General features: G+C 51.2%; 20 protein-coding genes and 1 pseudogene. 16 read left to right on the top strand and 5 right to left on the bottom strand.

Going from position 1 to position 21,535, the window contains the following annotated elements; all coding sequences use genetic code 11:
• The first annotated feature begins 3 nt into the window (after positions 1-3).
• From radC to WG891_RS03485, 16 genes and pseudogenes are all read left to right on the top strand, one after another.
• A complete protein-coding gene (gene radC / locus WG891_RS03410) occupies positions 4-489 on the top strand; it encodes a RadC family protein (protein ID WP_337262777.1) in 486 nt (161 codons plus the stop codon).
• Positions 490-536: 47 nt separating this feature from the next.
• On the top strand, positions 537-914 hold the full coding sequence (locus tag WG891_RS03415) for a hypothetical protein (protein ID WP_337262778.1): 378 nt from the start codon (positions 537-539) through the stop codon (positions 912-914).
• Positions 914-1,231: a DUF5983 family protein gene (locus WG891_RS03420; protein WP_337262779.1), complete on the top strand. Its 318-nt coding sequence runs from the start codon at positions 914-916 to the stop codon at positions 1,229-1,231. Before WG891_RS03415 ends, WG891_RS03420 begins: the two co-directional genes overlap by 1 nt.
• 62 nt (positions 1,232-1,293) lie before the next feature.
• A complete protein-coding gene (locus WG891_RS03425) occupies positions 1,294-1,776 on the top strand; it encodes a hypothetical protein (protein WP_337262780.1) in 483 nt (160 codons plus the stop codon).
• Between the two features lie 12 nt (positions 1,777-1,788).
• Positions 1,789-2,124, top strand: a complete 336-nt coding sequence (locus WG891_RS03430) for a TA system toxin CbtA family protein (protein WP_337262781.1) — start codon at positions 1,789-1,791, stop codon at positions 2,122-2,124.
• Between the two features lie 79 nt (positions 2,125-2,203).
• Positions 2,204-2,584, top strand: coding sequence for a type IV toxin-antitoxin system YeeU family antitoxin (locus WG891_RS03435; protein ID WP_337262782.1), 381 nt, complete (start codon positions 2,204-2,206; stop codon positions 2,582-2,584).
• A 2-nt stretch (positions 2,585-2,586) separates the two neighbouring features.
• Complete coding sequence (locus WG891_RS03440) at positions 2,587-2,787, top strand: hypothetical protein (protein ID WP_443006153.1); 201 nt, start codon at positions 2,587-2,589, stop codon at positions 2,785-2,787.
• 78 nt (positions 2,788-2,865) lie between these two features.
• Positions 2,866-3,717 (top strand): DUF4942 domain-containing protein, encoded by an 852-nt coding sequence (locus WG891_RS03445; RefSeq protein WP_337262784.1) that lies wholly within the window; start codon positions 2,866-2,868, stop codon positions 3,715-3,717.
• 63 nt (positions 3,718-3,780) lie between these two features.
• Positions 3,781-3,889: pseudogene (locus WG891_RS03450) on the top strand (type II toxin-antitoxin system ParD family antitoxin); the annotation flags it as partial.
• 208 nt (positions 3,890-4,097) lie between these two features.
• Entirely contained in the window at positions 4,098-5,588 is a 1,491-nt protein-coding gene (locus WG891_RS03455) for a helix-turn-helix transcriptional regulator (RefSeq protein ID WP_337262785.1), read from the top strand.
• A gap of 218 nt (positions 5,589-5,806) precedes the next feature.
• Entirely contained in the window at positions 5,807-7,132 is a 1,326-nt protein-coding gene (locus WG891_RS03460; protein WP_337262786.1) for an alpha/beta hydrolase-fold protein, read from the top strand.
• A gap of 196 nt (positions 7,133-7,328) precedes the next feature.
• Positions 7,329-9,980, top strand: a complete 2,652-nt coding sequence (locus WG891_RS03465) for an alpha-amylase family glycosyl hydrolase (RefSeq protein WP_337262787.1) — start codon at positions 7,329-7,331, stop codon at positions 9,978-9,980.
• A 114-nt stretch (positions 9,981-10,094) separates the two neighbouring features.
• Entirely contained in the window at positions 10,095-10,700 is a 606-nt protein-coding gene (locus tag WG891_RS03470; protein ID WP_337262788.1) for a class I SAM-dependent DNA methyltransferase, read from the top strand.
• A 235-nt stretch (positions 10,701-10,935) separates the two neighbouring features.
• Positions 10,936-12,165 carry an alanine racemase gene (gene alr, locus WG891_RS03475; RefSeq protein WP_337262789.1) on the top strand — a complete coding sequence of 410 codons (1,230 nt, stop codon included), beginning with the start codon at positions 10,936-10,938 and terminating at the stop codon, positions 12,163-12,165.
• A 323-nt stretch (positions 12,166-12,488) separates the two neighbouring features.
• A complete protein-coding gene (locus tag WG891_RS03480; RefSeq protein WP_337262790.1) occupies positions 12,489-12,941 on the top strand; it encodes a Globin in 453 nt (150 codons plus the stop codon).
• Positions 12,931-15,630 (top strand): hybrid sensor histidine kinase/response regulator, encoded by a 2,700-nt coding sequence (locus WG891_RS03485; RefSeq protein WP_337262791.1) that lies wholly within the window; start codon positions 12,931-12,933, stop codon positions 15,628-15,630. Before WG891_RS03480 ends, WG891_RS03485 begins: the two co-directional genes overlap by 11 nt.
• A 31-nt stretch (positions 15,631-15,661) precedes the next feature.
• On the opposite strand, the gene WG891_RS03490 is transcribed toward WG891_RS03485, so the two are convergent.
• Genes WG891_RS03490 through WG891_RS03510 form a run of 5 tightly spaced genes read right to left on the bottom strand, consistent with a single transcriptional unit; the run spans position 15,662 to position 21,529 of the window.
• Entirely contained in the window at positions 15,662-17,455 is a 1,794-nt protein-coding gene (locus WG891_RS03490) for a sensor domain-containing phosphodiesterase (protein WP_337262792.1), read from the bottom strand.
• 42 nt (positions 17,456-17,497) lie between these two features.
• Positions 17,498-19,375 (bottom strand): diguanylate cyclase domain-containing protein, encoded by a 1,878-nt coding sequence (locus tag WG891_RS03495; protein ID WP_337262793.1) that lies wholly within the window; start codon positions 19,373-19,375, stop codon positions 17,498-17,500.
• 40 nt (positions 19,376-19,415) lie between these two features.
• Positions 19,416-19,868, bottom strand: a complete 453-nt coding sequence (locus WG891_RS03500; protein ID WP_337262794.1) for an ATP-binding protein — start codon at positions 19,866-19,868, stop codon at positions 19,416-19,418.
• Positions 19,869-19,897: 29 nt separating this feature from the next.
• Positions 19,898-20,236: an STAS domain-containing protein gene (locus tag WG891_RS03505; RefSeq protein ID WP_337262795.1), complete on the bottom strand. Its 339-nt coding sequence runs from the start codon at positions 20,234-20,236 to the stop codon at positions 19,898-19,900.
• A gap of 9 nt (positions 20,237-20,245) precedes the next feature.
• Entirely contained in the window at positions 20,246-21,529 is a 1,284-nt protein-coding gene (locus WG891_RS03510; RefSeq protein WP_337262796.1) for a PP2C family protein-serine/threonine phosphatase, read from the bottom strand.
• Between the last annotated feature and the right edge of the window lie 6 nt (positions 21,530-21,535).

Below are 21,535 nucleotides of genomic sequence, written 5' to 3' on the forward strand. Positions count from 1 at the left end.
AACATGCATTCTTCAACATTATTGGCGTCAACCGCACTGCCGTTAACGGCACAGCGCACGGTCAAACGCGCACTGTCATTGCTGGAAAAACACCTGCGCGAACCAGGGGCAGTGTTCACCTCCACCAGCACCGCACGCGACTGGTTACGGTTACAGCTTGCCGGGCAGGAGCGTGAAGTGTTTATCGTGCTGTATCTCGACAATCAGCACCGATTGCTGGCAAGCGAAACCTTGTTCACCGGCAGTATCAGAAGCACGGAAGTCCATCCCCGTGAAGTCGTGAAGGCCGCGCTGCACCATAACGCAGCCGCTGTCATTCTGGCGCACAATCATCCGTCCGGGGAAACTGAGCCCAGTCAGGCCGATCGACAAATCACCGAAAGACTGATCAACGCACTGGCGCTAGTTGATGTGAAAGTCTTGGACCATCTGATTGTGGGTGGTCTGAATATCACGTCATTCGCTGAACGCGGCTGGTTGCCTGGCTAATCGCAACTTATCCCACTATCCCCCTCATTTTCAAGGAAACATTGTCTATGGGCTGGTTATTTTCACACCGCACCCGTCGTGAGCTGATCGCGGCACTGATCCAAAACGACGACACCGAAAACTATCAACACGTGACGCTGGCGCATGCACTGCGGGGTAATGTCCTGTGGTCGGTTGTCCAGAGTACCCCCAAAGATCCGACAAAAGTCGCCCAAACGGTCATTCATTGCATCCTGATGGAGGGTTCAGGCGGCAGTTGGGGCTATAAAGCGGTGGATGAATCGGTACAGCCTTTTTATTACTCCTGCCCAAAAAGCTACCTGACAATGGCCCCGGTCATCAGCCCGGAATGGCGTGAGAAAGTCTTGGCACATCACCAACGCCGTTATCCGCAACGGGGCGTAATAAAGGAAGGAAGTCAATAATGGTAAAAACGCCGCTTTTACGTTTTGGTCTGCAATGCAGTTCGGCCCATATCAGCGAGGATGATAATGCGGTGCTGTATCGAATCTCCCACTGTCAGGATGAGTTCAGCGACGGTGAGTGGATCTCTTTCTCAGGCACCGGCTATCTGCTGAGATTGGATGCGTGGACCCACCCGGTGTTGCACCTCAAACGGCTGGGGCTGTCCAAAACCTGCCGATATCTGGTCACCACGCTGATGAAACGCCATCAACTGAGCTACCTGCATATTGATGCCTTGGGTGAGGTCTTGCCCGACTTTACCACCTTCGACTGGTAATACTCGCCCCCCCCCACGTTCCACCTTCGCATTACCCCACTATTTTACAAGGACATTGACTCATGAACACGAGCGCATCACCCGTGCCTGGCGTCTTTCATTTTCTGCAACATGGCAACGTAACATCGCAGGACTGGCAAGCCTTATGCCAGGCGATCACCACCGCGTATCTGAAACTGAATTGGCAACCCGACACATTGGGATTAACCACCGCACCGGTGATCTGTGAACACACCGGCAACCGTTTGTACCTGTTCGACAACAACCTGGTGGGATTGGGCATGCTCGGTTTTAACGGTGAGCGGATTACCCATCAGGCAGGCGATCCGTTCATCCTCTACCAGCACCAGACCCCCTATGCCCTGATCCGCTGCGATACGCGAGGCTATCCCTACCAGTGGCTGGTGATGGCCACGCTGTTACTGGCCAATACGCAGTGCCCGAACACCTGGACGATTGAATCTGATATCCCCGTGAAGCACTGGCGAAAGGTCGCTCACTGGTTGACCCACCACTGTCAGTTACCGGTTTCTCCCCTTTGTTGAGGTTAATTCACTATGACGATGATCAACACAGCCGCACCGATGACCGCGAATGCCCGTCAAGCCTTGGTCGAATACCAGCAGTTGCTCACCTGGCTGTTGGGCCACTGTTATGGCCTGGAGCTTAACGACACGCCGTATCACGACGACCAGGCTATTGCCCAACAGATTGAGCACGGTGTCACGGTACGGGAAACCATCAATGAACTGGTGGAGAAATTTGATCTGGTACGCATTGATCGCCCCGGTTTCAGTCTGATGGCACAAGATCCCACCCTGAACGGTGGCGATATGTTACGCGCCCGCAGTGCGCTGGGACTACGCAGCCCGGTGATTCGACGCCTGGCCTGATTATCCCACATTAACCTCAGTGACCCGCCATAACGCCAGCCTCGACCGCTGGCGTTATGCTTTTTAAGGAGATTCGACAATGAAAGAACCCGGTCCCGATACCGCTAACTACGCAGACAGCACACCGTCCCCCCTATGGGGCCTGCAACGAGATATCACGCCGCGCCTGGGGGCCAGATTGGTCCAGCAGGGTAATCACCTGCATTTTCTGGCTGACCGTGCCGGTTTTGTCGGTACATTTGATCCTGATGCGCTTAAAACGCTGGATGCCGCTTTCCCTATGCTGATTGAACAGTTGGAAGCCTGCTTGCGCTCCGGTGAACTCGACCAACGCCGTCAGCATTGCGTTATTGTGCAGCATGCCGGTTTTACCTGCGAGGCTGATACGTTGGGCAGTTTTGGGCATGTCTATCTGGCGGTTTATCAGACGTTACCTCCCTCTATTGGTGCGCACTCATGACCATGGCGTTAACCACTGAACAGGGGCTGGACATCCTCATTGACTGGCTGCAAGACAATATTGATTGCGGCTCGTCACTCCTTTTCGATAACGACGAGAATAAAACCGATTCTGCCACTTTGCTGCCCCTGGTTCAGCAGGCACGGAACGCGGTTTGGGATCTTCGCCATCTCGGGCTGTTGCAAAACGAAACATCAACCTGACCCGTATTCAACGCTCACTCATATCAGCGCCAGCCTTTACCGACTGGCGTTTTGCTTTTCTGTTAAAGGACGAAAACCATGTCAGAACACCTCATCATTACCAAACCCGAAGTATTAACGGGTAATACTGAACTCATTTGTTCCACCAGCATTGAACGCATCGTCACCGGGCGTAACGCCGCGCTGACGCAGATTGAAGCCCTTATTCAGCAGATTGAGGATATATCGGCCATCACCAACAGCATTGGCGGCGGAGTGGCAAGAGACTGGGCAATGAAACAAGACTTCCGCTGCGGTTGCTGGTTGATGGAAAAAGCAGAAACGGCCATGCGGGTGATCACCCGCAATCTTGATCGCGACATATGGCAAGATCTGATGAAAAAATCAGGAATGCTGTCGATCATGGACGCCAAGGCGCGTGACCAGTGGTATAGAAATCTGGAGAGCAAGGACTTACCCGCTATCAGTGAAGAAAGTATCTACGGCACATTCGAGCAGTTGCACCGGGATAAAGGCGAGGTATTTGAACGGGGAGTGATCAATGTCTTCAAGTCGCTGTCCTGGGATTACAAAAGCAACCATCCCTGCAAATTTGGTAAGAAGGTGATCGTCAACAGTTTGGTGAGTTACAACCAATGGGGATTTACGTTGAACCACAGCTATAGGCGGGATCAATTGGCGGATTTGGAGAGGATGTTGTTCCTGCTGGAGGGTAAGGCGATCCCGGATAACCGGGCTGATGTCACCGCTCGGCTGTATGAACATATCAGTGCTCACCGACTAAAGGCGGAGGTTTATGAAGATGAGTACTTTTCAATTAAATATTTCATGAAGGGATCAGCACATCTAACGTTCCAAAAACCAGAACTGATGGATAAGATGAACGACATCATCGCCAAACATTATCCGGGGATGCTGGCATCACGATAATATTGGACAATATTGGAACAATAACTATTACTAACTAATCGTAATCATCAAAGAGGAACCACCATGCCCACCAACATCGCTCTCATTCCTTACTTTGCGCAAGCGGATACAAAGCGGGCGTTATAACAACACCAGTGAGGTGATCCGTGCAAGTCTTCGATCTCCATCTGAAATGTCCGCCAAATGCCAGCAAAACCATTACGAGGTACCAAACGAGGTATTATTTTTAACGAACCAAATAAAAACAAACAAAAACAATAAATTATAATTAAAGTTCGATTCCAGTCGGGGACACCAACATCCGCTATCACATGCCGATCTCCTGAAAAATAATAAGCCTGCACCCGACACATTTACTCTAAACATTCAGGCAAAACCTCATGGATGAATTCGAAGTCGCGTGGCACTGGCTTTTACAACAATTGACCAACGCAACCGGGCAGGAAGTACTCAAACTCGGGGATTCGATGTGGCGTTGTGAAGATCTGCTGCGTCTGGTAGAAAGCGCGGCTGCATCATCGAAGAACAATAATATCTCCTTGCAGAAGTGGTGTGAAAGCCTACGCCTTCTCAATCTGGGGTGGTATCCCGTGTGGCAGGAGTCGGGGCTCAGTTTCAGTATCACCTTCAAGGCCCTTAGCCAGTCAGCTAACTTGACACCGCTCTGGTGGCTACTACAAATCTGGTATTTGAGCCTGAGCCGTATCTATCCTTCTCTGGAATGGAGATTGGCCTGGCCTCAGTCCCAAAAAACAACGATACCACTGCACTTCAGGCTGCTTCCATCTCATTATGCCATCCACCCCACCCTCCATGTGGGCACTAAACAGCAACAAAACCCGCAATCCCACCTTAACGACATACTGAGCAAACTCCTGCATCACCTGTCCCAGCAGGGATCTCAACCACAAGGACTGCTGGAGCAAGTCAAGCAACAGCTCACGCAAGCCTTGCCGACGCCCCCTCAATTGAGTGAATTGGCCGCCTTGCACAGGACGCCGCCACGCACGCTCCAGCGCAAGTTTCGAACGCTGGGGACCAGCTATAACCAACTGTTGGAGGAGGTCCGTCGCAATAATGCAATTAGCTTACTTTCTGTTAAACACTTCACCACCCAGCAGGTAGGGCAGCAATTAGGTTACAGAGATACACCGAGCTTTCAACGAGCATTTCGCAAATGGTTTTCCATGTCCCCCGGACAATATCGCCAACAATACTATGAGTCTACATCCCGCCATGATGATGAGTTGCCCGCAGTCAGTCTCTACTATGCGATCCGTCAGGAAAGGCGTAAGGCACCGTATCACTGTGATGGAGCCAGAATCTGGATTGCCTTGCGCAACCTGTCGTTCGTCAAGTCCGTTACCGTCGTGGGTGAAGATAAGGATGGGCTATGGCGACCTTATAGCGCCACCTTTGAGCGTGCATTAAGTAAGGAGCTTGAGTTATGGTCAACCTCAAATCTGCCTGTACATGCGCCATTTCGCTTTCATATTAAATATCAAGTCGGCGGAAAGACCCATATTGATAACGACCGGGGCCATGATTACTGTCTCGATGGTCCTGTGCTGTTAGGCTCGCAACCCGCAGTTTGCCATCAGTTGATCAGGGTCGTGGGCGCTGAAGGGAAAAACTCCGTACTGGTTCGTCTCTTCAGCCGCGATGAGTGGTCCCGCGTTAATGTGGTTTGCCACGACAATGCCCCTCCTCTGCCACTGCATGGCCGCCAACACTCCGGGGCTTGGGAATGGCAGGGGATAATAGATTATCCAGACACCCACTTGCCTCTGATATTCCATTTCCACCAGGTTGGCGGGGCTAAACTGATACTCGATAACAATGGCGTTGGATATTCCCCACAGTGTTTATAAGTTGAGAGAGATCACACTCCAGCAAACTGGCATGAAATGCTATTTTTTTGGCGTTGCATGCTAGTCACATTCTTTTCTACCGCGATTAATATATAGTGCTGAGCTAAGCCAATAACACATAAGTGCACTATTATATTCGAGCTGCCTATACTCTGTCTGCAACTCGCGATATTAGAGCCTATGAATATTACTGCCAGAAGAAAGTAAAGAGAGAGCGGATGAATATAAACATTTCAAAGTACAGTTATGCCTTACTTTTAGCACCTTTTATAATAACCGCCTGTGATAATAAAAGTGAGCCTTTACCAGCATCTGTCGCCCCCCCTAATACAGTGACGTTTTGCGTGGATAATATACCGACCGGCACTGCAGAAGGAGAAAGTATCTATCTGGCAGGAACCATGAATGGCTGGAACGGGGGCAATGATCTCAGCGATCTTGAAAAAAAACCGCCGCTCCCTTTACAACCAGGCGGCGAACAGTGCCAATATAAAATTGACGTGCCATTTAACAAAATTGGCGACGTACACCAGTTCAAGTTTACGCGTGGTAGTTGGGATTCAGAAGAATTGGATGAAAATGGATACGCCATTCATAATCGCCGCGTTATTTTTGATGGTAAAAATAATACTCTGCATTTCTCGATAAAAAAATGGAAAGACCTAGAGGGTGGAGTAAAAGAAAAACCCTCAACATTGGTAAGTAAGGTTGAAACTCAGGTGTTTAGCACCCCGCAACTCACTACAGCGCAACGTACCGTCAGAATCTATCTTCCTGCAGGTTATGATCAGAATAATGAGTCTTACCCTGTGCTCTATATGTTTGATGGGCAGAATCTTTTTGATGAAATTACCGCCGGATATGGCATGGAGTGGCAGATTGACGAAACGCTTGAAAAGCTCGTCAGTGAAGGAAAAACCAAAGGGGCCATTGTGGTCGGCATAGATTCTCCGAATAAAAATGATGACACCGAACAGAACCCTGAAGTTAATGGGGAATATAAAAAAGCACGCTATCGTGAATATACGGCCTGGGAATGGGATCTTCCTGGTACTGGGCATATCGATCCTCTTGGCGAAGAGACCAGTGATTTTATTGCTGGTGTCGTCATGCCCTATATAGAGAATAATTATCGGGTGAATATCAGCCGGGAAACTACCGCTTTGGCAGGTAGTTCTATGGGAGGATATATGACCCTGTACGTAGGCACTCGTCTGAAAGAGCGCTTTTCTAAACTCATGGCTTTTTCGGTTGTCGCACAAGACGATCCTATGCACGGCTATGAATTACGCACTTATATCGAGCAGAACTCTGATCCTATTAACTACCCGGCCCGGATTTATATGGATATGGGAACTCAAGAGCGTTTAGCTTATGCACCAGAACCAGAAATGCTGATTGAAGGTATGCAAGCCATGTGCAGCAGCCTGAAAAAGGCAGGACATTCTGATGTTTCCTGCCCGTTAATCAGCGGAGCATTACATGATGAAATATCGTGGTCAGAGCGTTTTGCCGATGTTTATATGGCGACAATGGAGAGGTAACGCCCTAGGGAAAGAGGTTTTTGTGCACGTTATTGCCTGATGATTTTTATGCGTCAGCCACACGAATAACGTGAAGGTTATCACAGAGTCGCAGGCTGGCATCATATATCACTATTATGGCGTAAAATGCTAATTTAATTTCCCTGATCTCTCGCAAGAATGCTTGATAGTTATTCATAGAGAACTGGGAAAAACCATGAGCATAATAAGAAAGGCGCGTTTGGGCTTACTGGCTACGGCGGTGTCATTCGTCATAGCCGGTTGCTTCGATAGTAATGACCACGGTGAGCAATCCTCTTCCTACCGCCATGTCGCCTCGCCTGATTGGCGCGATCAGATCATCTATTTCCTGATGATTGATCGCTTTAACGATGGAGATAGCTCCAATAACGATCAGGGGACAGGAGAGTACGACCCCACCAGTGACAAGAAGTTTAGCGGTGGTGATATCGCAGGCGTACAGCAGAAACTGGATTACATAGCCGGGCTTGGTGCGACCACTGTCTGGATGACACCGCCCGTAGCTAACCAATGGTGGGATCCTGTCCAAAATTATGGTGGCTACCACGGTTATTGGGCTCGTGATATGCAAAAGATCGACGAACATTTTGGCGATCTTAAACAATATCAAGCGCTAGCCACTGAGCTACACCAACGTGGCATGTATCTGATCCAGGATATCGTCGTGAACCATGTGGGTAACTACTTTACCTACTCGGGTACCTATGACCCGGCCCAACCTTGTCATGGCTTTGAACTGATCCCAAATTCCTTGGCGGCGGGTCAGAGCCTGCCCTCCCCTCTGAACCTCAACCAGTGCAACAGTCCAGAGTCACAGCAGGCGGCCATTTACCACTGGACGCCCCAGATAGCCGACCACAACGATCTGAACCAGCAGCTAACCTATCAGTTGTCCGATCTTGACGATCTTAATACCGCCACCCCGGCAGTACGCGATTACCTCAAACAAAGCTACCGTTACTGGATTGAACAGGTCGGCGTGGATGCGTTCCGGGTTGATACCGTCAAATTTGTCGAGCATGATTTTTACCACGACTTCTTCCATGGCCAGAATGGCATCCTGGATAAAGCCAAGGAAACTGGGCGCAACGGCTTTTTAAGCCTTGGCGAAATCTTTGAAGCTTCCACCCCCTACAACACAGAAGGTGAGGAGAAACTCATCGCTTATCTGGGTACCAAGGAAAAGCCCGAACTCGAGTCAATGCTTAATTTCCCTCTTCAAGCGACCATGTCACAGGTGTTCGGGGGCGGGCGTCCAACCGCGGAGTTGGGCTTTAGACTGCGCAAAATGATGGAAATGTATCCCGATCCCTATCGGCTGGGTAACTTCATCGAGAACCATGACATGGCACGTTTCCTCGCTCAGGCGAATCTGAGCGATCTCAAGCAGGCCCTGTTCACCATGCTGACGCTGCCGGGAATACCCGTTCTCTACCAAGGCACAGAGCAGGCTTTTACCGGCCATCGTGATGCCATGTTCGGGCATGGCTACCGGGAAGATGGCCAACAGATTGATTCTTTTGATAGCGACTCAGAGATGTATCACTTCATTCAAAAGTTGACCACTCTGCGTCATCAGCACAAGGTGTTGTCACGGGGCAATTTAACCATTCTGGCTGAAGAAAAAAACGGGGCTGGTGTTTTTGCCTATCGCCGCCACATTGATGGTAATGACCTTTTAGTGATCCTCAACACCGCACAGGAGACAATACTGCTAAACCGCATGGAAACAGGATTAGGTGGGAATACTCGCCTGCGGATCCTAAATACTCTCAATATGGCCGAGAGTCAGGAGATAGTGACCGCAGAGGACGGTACCCTGACGCTTGCCCTGCAACCCAAGTCGGCAATGATGGTGATCGCGGAGGGCGGTGGTGGGCAACTTCCCCAACAGGATCACACAATGACCCTGTTGACGGATCTGCAAGGCAAGATCCTGGATAAAAATTTCCCACTCACCGGGACGGGAACGCCGGGCAGCCAGATAAGATTGGTCATTGATGGCCGCTTGGGAACGGCTGATAGGATTACCGTGGATGAAAACGGCAACTGGCAGGGGCTGCTCAACTTGCGTCATTTCCAGGTAGGTTTGCAATCCCACCGCCTGGCGCTCTACGAGGAGGCCAGCGGCAGTTCAACTGCGGATGTGCACTTCCAGAGCCGTGTCAGTTTCCCCGATTTACCAAGCATCACGCTTGATGACAGCGGCGATGCTGGAAATGGCACGGGTGGCCCGATGGGCAACTACCACTTGCCTGAGGATACCAGCTACGATAAATCAAACCCGCAATTGGCAATAGAGCAGGCCAAGGTATTCCAGATTGGCAGTAACGTGCGCCTGAGCTTACAAATGGCCAGCGTCTCAGACACCTGGTTACCCACCTTGGGGTTCGATCATGTGGGCTTCAGCATCTTTATACATCTGCCCGGCCAAGAGGGGGGGCTAAGTATGCTGCCTAAGCTTAACGCGACTATGCCAGGTGGCCAGACATGGCATCGGCAGGTGCTGGCGTTTGGATGGCAAAACAGTCTTTACAGCAGCCAAGGTGCCACTTCAGATCAACTTGGAGAGTCTATCACTCCGGCCCCAACAATCACGGTGGACAAAGCTAGCCGAACAATTAACTTCGATTTTGCAAGTGCAGCCCTTGGGGAGCCAATGAGCTTGAACGGCATCCAATTCTATGTCACAACCTGGGATCTTGATGGCCTTTCAAGTACCTATCGCCCACTGCAGAGAGAGCCCGCTCTCTGGAGTTTTTCCGGGGGCACAGAGCAAGATCCATTGATTTGGGACGATCTCCCTCTGATTAGGATGAACGATTAAACAATGCCGACGGGGTTTGGTCGCTTTAAAGGGCGACCAAACAGACTCAGGCCTTATACTTTTGACTTAACCTATTTATTCCTCAATAAAAATCGGATAAATGGCAACAGAACAGTGAACAATTCTGCAGCGAGAAACATTCTTTCCCTCTACCAGCGCCATGCTGATGCCTTTGCCTGCCAGCGTTCACGCACACTGTTTGAAAAAAACTGGTTGGATAAGTTTATCAACGCGATCGGTAAGAAGGGGCACGTTCTCGATATCGGTTGCGGTAATGCTCAGCCGATTGCGGAGTATGTCATTCAACAGGGTTTTCAACTCACCGGCATTGATGGAGCCCCTGCGATGCTGGATCGCGCTCGCCGGCGTTTTCCCGAACAGCGTTGGTTAAAGCAGGATATGCGCGAGTTAGCGCTGGGCGAAACCTTTGATGGCCTGATTGCGTGGGACAGTTTTTTCCATTTACCCCAACAGGACCAACAGAAGATGTTCCCGCTATTTGCGCAACACAGCCATCCAGGTAGCGCCCTGATCTTTACCAGCGGCCCCAGTAATGGCATAGCCATCGGGCAGTTTGCAGGTGAGCCACTGTTCCATGCCAGTCTTGCACCGGAAGAATACCGCACGCTGCTGAATGAGAATGGCTTCGAAATTATCGATATGGTCATAGAAGATCCGCAATGTTCAGGGCATACGATCTGGTTGGCAAAAAGAGAATAAAACTCCGCCAACGAGAGAACAGCATCGATAAAAAACGCTATCTAATCAAAACACTACCCGCCCCTTCCATCTGGTCAAGAACCGATTGACAATGCCCGTTTTCTAGCGTTTATTGCATCAAGCCGACTTCTCAATACCTCTCTATAACCTTTGTCGGCGTAACGCTAACCATCAGTAAAATCTAAAAAACGATCCACCCTCAGGGATTTACCTTTTATTATGCTAAGGAGCTAGCATGTCACTACCTTTACGCCATTTAGCTTTAATACCTCTGCTGGTCATCACCGCCTGCCATCAACCTGCCAGCGTCACTGCTACCAGTCCATTATCAGTTACGGCCAAAAGCCAACCAACGGTGGTGGACAACGCCAGGATTGAGATTTCGCGCAGCGCGCTGGAATACAACACGCAAAAAATTCAGCAGCTGCTGGGGAATAAATCCACCCTCTGCGCCATCCTGAAAGGCGATGCCTACGGACACGATCTCTCGCTGGTGACCCCGGTGATGCTGAAAAACAACGTTCAGTGCATCGGCGTAGCCAGCAATCAGGAGCTGAAAACCGTGCGTGAACTGGGCTTTACCGGGCGCCTGATGCGCGTGCGCAATGCCACCGAGCAGGAGATGCGTCAGGCGACGGATTACGATGTTGAAGAACTGATCGGTAACCTGGAGATGGCCCAGCGTCTGGATGCCATTGCCGCTCAGCAGGGCAAAACGCTGCGGATCCATTTGGCACTCAACTCCGGCGGCATGTCACGCAACGGACTGGAGGTCAGCAATGCCACAGGTCTGCAAGAAGCCAAGGCGATCTCTCAATTAAGCCACCTGAAAATTGTTGGCATCATGTCGCATTATCCGGAAGAAGATGCGGAGGCGGTCAGGAAAGACCTCGCCCGTTTCAAAGTGCAGTCGCAACAGGTGCTGGATATTACCGGGCTCAAACGCAGTGACGTTACGCTGCACGTCGCCAACACCTTCGCCACGCTCACCGTGCCGGAATCCTGGCTCGATATGGTGCGCGTCGGCGGGGTATTTTATGGTGATACCATTGCCAGCACAGAATACCGGCGCGTGATGACCTTCAAGTCCTCAATTGCCGCGCTGAATCATTATCCACAAGGTAATACCGTGGGCTACGATCGCACTTACAAGCTAAAACGCGACTCGGTACTGGCGAATATCCCGGTAGGCTATGCCGATGGCTATCGCCGGGTATTCAGCAACGCAGGCCACGTGCTGATTCAAGGGCAACGGGTGCCGATTGTCGGTAAAACTTCGATGAATACCGTGATGGTGGACGTCACCGACCTGAAGCAGGTGCGCCCTGGCGATGAAGTCGTGTTCTTTGGCAAACAGGGCACTGCGCAGGTTACCGCCGAGGAGGTCGAAGAGATCAGCGGTGCGCTGTTTACCGAAATGTCGATCCTTTGGGGGGCCACCAACAAACGCGTTCTGGTGGATTAACTTAGGCAATCTGGCAGCGGCGTTGGCCGTTGCCAGCAAAGATCCCATTCAATGTTTAGGTATCGGATGGTTTTTATTAATGCAATGAATAATATGTGATTTTCATCTTCTCGCTGCCTTGCGCATCCCTTACGGTCAACTAGACTGTCTTAAGAAAAACAACATTGTCGCTTGCCCGTAACTGGAATGTATGGTGCATTTTTATTGTTCATCCCTATGATGAGCCATCTCTTAATCATCTGGCTCACCAGTTCCGCACGGGTGAAAGATAGCCTTAACGGGCCAAATCGTTGCATACCTCCCCGAGGCTGAAGGAAAATGATATGAGCACAAATTATGAAGTGCTGTTCAATGACAGCTACGACCGGATGACCTCAGCGGACCAAGGGGATACCTTTTTCTCCCATTTCTATGCGCTATTCATCGAAAGCACCCAGGCGCTTAACGTCCTGCCGAGTCCGCAGGCTCATCAGGAACAGCAGAAAATAATCTACAAAGCATTTTTCTACATGCTGTCTGTCGCCACCAGCTACATCGTCTCCGACTATCTGGAACACGTCACGCGCGAACAAAGCGAACATGGCCTCAATTTGCCCGCCTCGGTGTTTGCCTACTGGCGCCGCGCGGTGTTGCAAACCGTGCGCGATCTGGATCCGCAATGCGATGAGGAAGTGCTTACCGCCTGGGCAATTTTTATGGCCCCGGGGCTGGAGTTCATGCGCCGCCAGGCGGAACTGCATCATGATGCCAGCAAAGAGGCACCGGATGAAAAATAACCTTTTATTCCCCGCACTGGATATGATTCAAGCTGCGCTGCTGGTTTATGACGAAGAAGAGCGCCTATGCTACTGGAATAGCAAAGTGGTGGAGTATTACCCCGGACTAGCGGGGCAATTGCGCTCAGGCATTTCACTGGAAGAAGTGATCGAATGCGTGCTCAATAGCAGCGATGCCCGTTCGATCCAGTTAAAAAAGCCACAACTGACCGAAGCGGTACTCAATAACTACCGGCAGGATGGTCATTATGAAATCCGTAACCTGCTGGAGCGCACGCTATACGTACAACATCACCGGGTACCGGGTGGCGGTATTGTCAGCCTGCACACCGACATCACGCAATATGCCGAAATCGCCCATTCCGGGCAGGTCTGGCACAACAATTTCATTCTGGCGGCAGAAACCTCTCATATCGGGATTTGGGATTGGGAATGCACGCAGGATCGGTTGCAGGTCAACGATGCGCTGCTCTTGCTGCTCGGGGTCAACCGCGAAAACAATCAATATACCTCCGCGCTGTGGCAGCAGGTGCTGCATCCCGAGGATTTACCGCTGTTACTGAATCGCCTACAACAGGCCAATCACGCGGTTTTACCGGTGTTTGACTGTGAGGTTCGCATCAAGCATCGGGACGGCGACTACCGCTGGGTGCTGATTCGGGGGCAAATCATCAGCATGGGCATACAAGGTGAGGTGCAGCGCGCAATCGGTACGCTGCAAGACATCACAGAGCGCAAAGAGGCGGAGTTCTCGTCCCAACAATCTGTCGAACTTGCCCGCGCGGCCAACCAGGCCAAAAGCGAATTCCTTGCCAATATGAGCCATGAAATCCGCACGCCGATGAACGGGATCCTGGGGATGACGCAGTTATGCCTGGAAACCAACCTTAGCAAAGAGCAGCGTGATTACATCAACATGGTCTATTCGTCCGCGCGCGCCCTGCTAAAGATCATCGATGACATTCTCGATTTTTCAAAAATTGAAGCCGGGAAGATCGTCCTGGAGGCCGAGAACTTTACGCTGCGGACCCTGATTCATGAGATCACCCGGCCGTTGATGTCCAAGTTTGCCGAAAAAGGCCCCGAGTTGATCGTGGATATCGATCCGACGGTCCCGACCACGTTTTACGGTGATGCACTGCGCCTGCGGCAAATTCTGACCAACCTGATCGGCAATGCGCTTAAATTCACCCAAGACGGCGAAGTGGTACTGCGTATCTCTCCCTCACTTGCCCCTGCGGGGATGCTGACGTTCAGCATTACCGACACCGGTATCGGTATCGCAGAAGACAAGCAGGCCATTATTTTTGAATCCTTCAGCCAGGCAGACACCTCAACCACGCGCAAATACGGTGGCACCGGTCTGGGCTTGACCATTTCCGCCCGGCTGGTGGCGATGATGGGGGGCAAACTGCAGGTTTCCAGCCAGCCAGGGCGCGGCAGTTGTTTTTACTTTTCCCTGCCCGTCCATGCTATCGCTGATGCCGAGGTAAGCCCCGTACGCACGCTCACCGCATTGCCTAAGGTATTAGCGGGTCTGGACGTTTTAGTGGTGGATGACAATGAAACCAACCTGCGGTTACTGTTCGATATGCTGCGCAATATGGGGTTCAAGCCACACACGGTGAACTCCGGCAAGGCGGCGTTGGACGTGCTGAACGCCGGCCGACGCTTCCCCTTGATTCTGCTGGATTCACAAATGCCGGAGATGGACGGTATGGCATTGGCACTGGAGATTATGTCCACACCCAGCCTGCGCCAATGTAAGCTGATCATGCTCAGCTCCATGGGCAACCGGATAGATACCGCCGTGCTGAAAAAAGTCGGTGTATCGGGCTTTCTGACCAAGCCTATTGATGCCGCCGAGCTGCAGGAAACCATCATCCGCACACTGATCCCTGAAAATCCCCATAAGCTCCAGCCAGTGGTGAGTGCTCCTGCGCAAGAGGTTAACAAGGGTTATCACATTCTGGTGGCCGAAGATAATCTGATCAATCAACAGTTGGCGATCAATTTCATCCGTAAATTGGGTCACACCTGTGAAGTGGTGGGCAATGGCAAGCTGGCACTGCAAAAATTGGCGCAAGAGCATTACGATGTGGTGCTGATGGATCTGCAAATGCCAGAAATGGATGGTATTGAGGCCGTGCAGCAGATTCGCGCCAGTGAAAAACAGCAGCCAGGCAAACATCAACCGATCGTAGCCATGACCGCACACGCCATGAAAGGCGATCGGGAAATGTGTTTATCCTACGGTTTTGATGGCTATATCAGTAAGCCCATTTTGCTGGAAAATCTGGCGGGAGAAATTCAGCGGGTATGCAATCTCAGCCAGGAGGTGCCAGAGGCTCCGATCTTCGACTACTCGCAGGCTTTACCCCAGTTGAGCAACGATAAAACGTTGTTTAACGAATTGGCGGCGATATTTATCGAGGAGTTGCCCACCTTGCTGGCGTCACTGCATAACGCCATAGAGAAACAGGACTTTGATGCGATCCGGCGCAGCGCCCATCAGCTCAAAGGTGAATGCCTGCACTTTGTCTGTCCCGCGCTGGAGAGCAAACTCATCCAGATCGAACAGGCCGCCACGGCAGGCAATCTGCCCACTATTCTGGCGCAAAACGCTGGCCTGGAAGCCCTGTGTCAACAGCTACAAGCCTCGCTTGCCGCCACCCGAGAAACCCCCTGAAACAGTGCCCTTGATGCGGGTTGAGCCAGGCTCAATCCCCATCAGGGTATGACGCCAACATGCCATTCTGCTCTGCCGCGATCAGGCTCATCAGCCGCTCAAGCATCATCGGCGGAGAATAGAAATACCCTTGAATAATATCGCACTGATATTGCTCCAGGTACTTCAGCGTTTCGCGATCTTCCACCCCTTCCGCCAGAACGACATAGTTCAACATATGCAGCATCTTGATCAGGATCTCTACGATAATGCGGCTGTCATTATCTGACTTCAGGTTTTCGATCAATGAACGATCGATTTTAATCAGATCGGCGGGGATATTACGTAAATAGTTGAGGTTACTGTAGCCCGTACCAAAATCATCCAGCGCAATGGCATACCCCATTTGACGCAGGTTTTTTACACAGGCCAAAGCCTCTGTGCTTTCCAGTATGCGCTGCGTTTCCAGACATTCAATTTCAATATCTTGCGGCTGCAGGCCGCCGTCGCGCACCAGAGAATCGAGCTTTTCCGCAAAATCAGGCTCGGCAAAATTATTGGCGCTGATATTAATCGAGATCGGAATGTTGATCCCCTGCTCACGTAGGCGCTTGGCTTCCAGCACCGAGCGGGCAATGACAAACTCAGTCAACAACTTGATCAGCGAGGTGCTTTCCGCAATCGGGATAAAGGCATCCGGCTGGATTTCGCCCAGTGTCGGATGCTGCCAACGGAGCAATGCCTCGGCACCGATAATTTTTCGTGTCGACAAAATGACCTTGGGCTGAAAGACCAGATACAGCCCCCGCTGTTGGTTCAGGCTTTCAGCCAGATCGTTGAGTATATTAAGATTAAATTTCCGCGTTGCGTCTTTAGATTCGCTGTAAGCGGAAATCGTCACCCGCTCATCAATAGCGTCATGCAAGGCACTGGTGGCCATACGCAATAATTCAGGTGGGTTGCTACAAGGGGGAGAAAACCAGACGTAACCCGCATAAAAATCCAGCTTCAACGGCACGATACTGCGGACTTCACGCTGCATCCTGTCGGCAAAATTCTCCATGTGCTCCATATAGCGGTTTAACTTTTCCGCACGCAGAATGATGGCAAACCGCCCCAGAGAAATCGCGTAGATCATCTGTTCATTCATAAAGGTGGTTTTTAGAAAATGGCCAATGTCACGCAAAACACTTTCCACTTCTGCCATACCAAATGAGCGGGCTATTTCGTAAACATATTTGATATCCAGGGTATCGATCAGGATCAGCACAAATTCGCCATGCTCGGGAGCAAGCTGTTGGATATCCCCCAGCAGACGTTGCCGATTGGGGAAACGCGTCACCGCATCCACCAGGCCGATTTCACTCTGCGCCTCAAGCAGTTCCGTGACAATCATGGCCATGTTGTTTAGCAGATCCGCTTTAGGTGCAGAAAAACTGCCAGGCTTTCGGTCGATGACACAAACGGCACCCACCACATAGCCTTCGCTGGTGCGCAACGGGGTAGCAATAAACTGGCGGATGGCGCTTGGCCCGGTGACCATAGGATCGCTGGCAAAACGGGGATCTTGATGCGTATCTTCACAAATCAGGGTATCACCGCTGTAACGCACAAAGTTAAATAACGGGCTATCGTGGTTTATTGCTGCAGGCGCCAGGTTTTTCTTTGCCTTAATCCATATTCTTTGCGAACCAAAAAGATAGATAAAGCACCCCGGCAGGTTGAGCAGTATGCAGGTCATATCCAGAATATGGTGAAAAGCATCATCGTGCAGGCCACCCAAAGCCTCGAGAGCATCCAAGGATGTCAGCCTGGCCTCTTCATCTTTGCCAAGGTTTCGCAACATACCGACTACTCCTGTATATGTACACAGCAAGCCTTTGCTCACTTAATAGATAGAGTATTGACCCTTACCCGCCAATTTTGCACGGTACATTGCTGTATCCGCCTGCCCCAGTAACATTTTAGCCGTTGCGTGGTCACCAGAATAAATAGCAGCCCCAATACTGGCCGATAAGGTGATTTGCCGCTCGCCAATGCGCTCCAGCTTTGCCAATTGCGCCAATATCTCTTTACAAACCTGTTCCACTTCGGCGCGGGGGTTTGCCAAGCGCCAAAGAACGGCGGTGAACTCATCCCCGGCCAGCCTGGCGACAGACCCCAAGCCGTGAATGCATCCATTAAGCAATTTAGCGAACGTTTTTAAAATGGCGTCGCCAAAATCATGCCCAAAGGTGTCATTGATCTGTTTGAAGCCATCCAGATCGATGAACAATACGGCCATCGATTGTTGGTTGGCAGCGCATTCCGCCATGCTCTGCGTCAGCTGATGGAGAAATGCCCGCCGGTTAGGCAAGCCAGTCAGTATATCGTGCGTCACGTCGTATTCCAGCCTGCGCTGTAAACGTTTTAGCTCGCTGATATCCATCGACAGAATATAAAACCCTTGGGTTTCACAGGGCACCAGCGTGGTGTGAACAATCCGCTCACCGGTCCGCGTCTGCAATTCATTCTCAAAACTGACCGTTTGCCCCTGCAATGCTTTTTCGATCAGGGGTTTAGCTTTAAGATAGACGCTTTCACCCACGACTTGCCGTAAGTTCATGTTCTTCAACGTCGCTTCATCAAAACCAAACCAGCGCATATAGGCGCTGTTAGCAAACTGATACACCTCATCAGGGCCAACCTGGCTGATCAACGCCGGTACGTTGTCGGTGATGGCGCGCAGACGCTCTTTTTCCGCATTGAGCTGGTACTGGGCATTTACCCGGCTCTCAATCTCCAGATTCAGCTTGCTCACCACGATATTTAATTCTTGTGTCCGCTGCACAACCCGATCTTCCAGTTCATGCTGCAGCGTACGCAGATTATTTTCAGCGACTTTGCGTTCCGTGATATCCACAATTGCGGCAATAAAATGGTGAGGGGTGCCCTCGGGTAAACGGTTTAATGAAACGGTTAACTGCACCCACAGCGTCGCACCATCGGAGCGAAAATAGCGTTTCTCCACCGAGTAAGTGGTGAGCTCACCTGCCAGCAGTTGCTGCAGCAGATGCGCATCACTGTCCAGATCCTCAGGATGGGTAATATCGCGAAAAGTGCGCGCCAGCAGTTCCCACTCGCTATAGCCTAATATTTCGCCAAGACGTGGATTGACCCGCAGCCAGTAGCCTTCGAGGGAGACCAACGCCATGCCGACGGCCGCCTGAGAGAAGGTTTGTTCAAACAAAGCTTCGGTACGTTTCAGGTCAGACTTAAGATTTTCGGTGTAGACATTACGCTCAATGCCGTGCAGATGCTCTTCCACGATCGCCGCAAAATCATGCAGATCCGCCGCCTGCTGCGCTGAAAAGGCGCGCGGCTGCCGATCGATAATGCACAGCGTGCCCAGCGGCAGACCATTGAGTGATAACAGCGGTTGCCCGGCATAAAAACCAATTCTCGGTCCGTCCGTGACCAATGGGTTGTCAAAAAACCGTTCATCGGTGGCCGTATTGCGCACAATAAAGGTCTCCTTCTGCAAGATGGCATGCGCGCAAAACGAGATCTTTCTGGGGGTTTCTCTGGCCTCCAGACCGAAACGCGACAAGAACCACTGGCGTTCACGATCGATCAATGAAACCAGCGCAATCGGAACATCAAAGTAATTGGCCGCCAGCCGTGTGATCCTATCCAGTTTTTCCAACGCATTGCTATCCAGCACGTGCAACGTATCTAATGCCAGTTGGCGTAAAGGTTCATTGACTGGTTTACAAGGCTCGATCATAAAAGCTCCTGACCATTCCAGCATGAGGAATGTGAAACGCTCATGAATGCTCACTGGATAACTGTTTAGTCAATGTCAGGATATTACGCCCATTTTCCGTTTGGTAACTGACATTATCCATCATGGACTGTATCAGTAGCAGCCCCATCCCGCCTTCAGGCCAACTGGACTGAACAAGCGGATCCGGCGAGAAACTCGGCGCGTGCCCAAGCTCTCGCCTGATCTCATCCGGGATCGCCACCCCATTATCAGCTAACGTCAGCATGAGTTGCTGCCCATCATTGCTCAGAGTAATGATGACATTCTGACTATCATCATAGTTCACCGCATGCTTGACGATGTTGGTAAATGCTTCGCAGGAAGCCAGATCAACCTGATAAACCAGAGCTGAATCAAGCGCAAAAGGCGCAACAAAGTCATACAGCGCATTGCTCAGCTCAGCCAGGCTGCCCAGCGATGCCGGTAAACACAGTGTGGTGCTAACACTTGCCATACGGCCTCTCTAACGGATCAAGTCCTGTTTTAGCGGATCATGACTTTCAACGTCGACGCTCGATCGTTACCAATAGTGAAAATTCTGTCCATTCGCGTCAGTTTGAACATGTGCTGGATATTACTGTTCAAGGAGCAAAGAGCCAGTTCGCCACGGCCATTGAGCGTTTTGAGTATTGATACCAGGGCACCAAGACAGCTACTGTCAATAAAATCGATATGGCTAAAATCCAGCAGAATGTAGTGTTTACCCTGTTGGATAAAAGACTGCAGTTCCTGCTTGAACACCCCAGCCACCGAAGCATCAAGGCGGCGTACCAGCGGAACAATAATTTCGATCCCATCTTCAGACTGAATATCAAAGTTCATAATGATTCCTTAATTGATTGATATGCCTACACGTTCAATGGCCATCAGAGAAATATCGTCGGCAAAAGGCCGCAGCGGTTTAGTCCCCTGCGGCTGCCGGTTTTCTGCTTCACTGCTGCGCCAGGTATTTAACGCATTCTCAACGCGTTCAAACACCTGATGTTTAGGCAGTTCGCGGTGTTCACATAGCAGCTGTTGTAAGCGTTCTTCCCCGTACAGTTGCTGTTGGCCGCCTTCGCACTCGATAATCCCGTCGCTGTACAGATACAAGCGATCGCCGCGCTCCAGCGTGAAGTGGCTGTCCTGATACTCAGCCTCAGGAAACAGCCCCACCGGCATTCCCCCTTGCCCCACCGCCAGCAACTCCCCACCGGCCCGGATAATAAAAGGCGTCGGATGGCCGGCCTGGCAGAGCGTGCCCTGCCCGTTGGTGCTATCGATCACGCCATAAATCAGCGTGTAATAGCTGAACACCTCATCATTATCCAGGCAGAAACGCTGATTCAACTGCGCCACAACCTGATGGGGTGCCACCGGGGCACTTTCCCCGGCGGCATTTTGGCTGACGAGCAGTTGGCTGCTGATACGGCCGGTCATGAACTCCCGCGCAACCGCCAAAGAGAGCATGGCCGCGCTGACGCCATGGCCAGCAACATCGACACTGAAGAAGGCGATATGACGTTCGTCCAGCGAGAAGTAGTTCAGCACATCGCCAGACACGTAAGCCGAGGGCAAAAACATCCAATCCGCCTCAAACCCTGCCAGCGACAGATTATGAACAGGCAAAACGCTATGCTGGAGTTTTGCTGCCGCCTGCAGGTCGGATTCGATTTGCCGGTAGGCAGAGGAGATCTTTTCGTTACGTGCCGCCAGAGTGTTCTCCAGCAACAACACGCGTTCCGCCGCATGCAGGCGCGCACGAAGTTGGTTCTGGTTGACCGGTTTGGACAGGAAATCATCCGCCCCGGCCTCCATGCCAGTGAGCAGATCGTCAAGCGACTGCCGCGCAGTCACCAGAATGACGTAGATGTAATGACCAAAATCGTTCCGGCGGATCGCCTGGCACAGTTCAACCCCGTCCATGACCGGCATTTCCCAGTCGCTGATGACGATATGCACCGACTGCTGCTCCAACAGGCGCAGCGCACATTCGCCATCTTCCGCCTCAAAGACGCTGAATCCCCATTTTGTCAGCATTGTCGCCATCAGATGACGATAACTTTTTGAATCATCCACAATCAGTACCGTCACCTCCATCGCCTTGGAGGAATGACTATGGGTAAGCTGTTCCATTAGAAA

Source organism: Serratia sp. MMO-28 (assembly GCF_037199905.1).
In the GTDB taxonomy this organism is placed as follows: Bacteria; Pseudomonadota; Gammaproteobacteria; order Enterobacterales; family Enterobacteriaceae; genus Chania; species Chania oryzae.

Excerpts from the sequence above, each read along its gene's own strand:
- radC (WP_337262777.1), top strand. The coding sequence starts at position 4 with ATGCATTCTTCAACATTATTGGCGTCAACCGCACTGCCGTTAACGGCA.
- WG891_RS03415 (WP_337262778.1), top strand. The coding sequence starts at position 537 with ATGGGCTGGTTATTTTCACACCGCACCCGTCGTGAGCTGATCGCGGCA.
- WG891_RS03420 (WP_337262779.1), top strand. The coding sequence starts at position 914 with ATGGTAAAAACGCCGCTTTTACGTTTTGGTCTGCAATGCAGTTCGGCC.
- WG891_RS03425 (WP_337262780.1), top strand. The coding sequence starts at position 1,294 with ATGAACACGAGCGCATCACCCGTGCCTGGCGTCTTTCATTTTCTGCAA.
- WG891_RS03430 (WP_337262781.1), top strand. The coding sequence starts at position 1,789 with ATGACGATGATCAACACAGCCGCACCGATGACCGCGAATGCCCGTCAA.
- WG891_RS03435 (WP_337262782.1), top strand. The coding sequence starts at position 2,204 with ATGAAAGAACCCGGTCCCGATACCGCTAACTACGCAGACAGCACACCG.
- WG891_RS03440 (WP_443006153.1), top strand. The coding sequence starts at position 2,587 with ATGGCGTTAACCACTGAACAGGGGCTGGACATCCTCATTGACTGGCTG.
- WG891_RS03445 (WP_337262784.1), top strand. The coding sequence starts at position 2,866 with ATGTCAGAACACCTCATCATTACCAAACCCGAAGTATTAACGGGTAAT.
- WG891_RS03455 (WP_337262785.1), top strand. The coding sequence starts at position 4,098 with ATGGATGAATTCGAAGTCGCGTGGCACTGGCTTTTACAACAATTGACC.
- WG891_RS03460 (WP_337262786.1), top strand. The coding sequence starts at position 5,807 with ATGAATATAAACATTTCAAAGTACAGTTATGCCTTACTTTTAGCACCT.
- WG891_RS03465 (WP_337262787.1), top strand. The coding sequence starts at position 7,329 with ATGAGCATAATAAGAAAGGCGCGTTTGGGCTTACTGGCTACGGCGGTG.
- alr (WP_337262789.1), top strand. The coding sequence starts at position 10,936 with ATGTCACTACCTTTACGCCATTTAGCTTTAATACCTCTGCTGGTCATC.
- WG891_RS03480 (WP_337262790.1), top strand. The coding sequence starts at position 12,489 with ATGAGCACAAATTATGAAGTGCTGTTCAATGACAGCTACGACCGGATG.
- WG891_RS03485 (WP_337262791.1), top strand. The coding sequence starts at position 12,931 with ATGAAAAATAACCTTTTATTCCCCGCACTGGATATGATTCAAGCTGCG.
- WG891_RS03490 (WP_337262792.1), bottom strand. The coding sequence starts at position 17,455 with ATGTTGCGAAACCTTGGCAAAGATGAAGAGGCCAGGCTGACATCCTTG.
- WG891_RS03495 (WP_337262793.1), bottom strand. The coding sequence starts at position 19,375 with ATGATCGAGCCTTGTAAACCAGTCAATGAACCTTTACGCCAACTGGCA.
- WG891_RS03500 (WP_337262794.1), bottom strand. The coding sequence starts at position 19,868 with ATGGCAAGTGTTAGCACCACACTGTGTTTACCGGCATCGCTGGGCAGC.
- WG891_RS03505 (WP_337262795.1), bottom strand. The coding sequence starts at position 20,236 with ATGAACTTTGATATTCAGTCTGAAGATGGGATCGAAATTATTGTTCCG.
- WG891_RS03510 (WP_337262796.1), bottom strand. The coding sequence starts at position 21,529 with ATGGAACAGCTTACCCATAGTCATTCCTCCAAGGCGATGGAGGTGACG.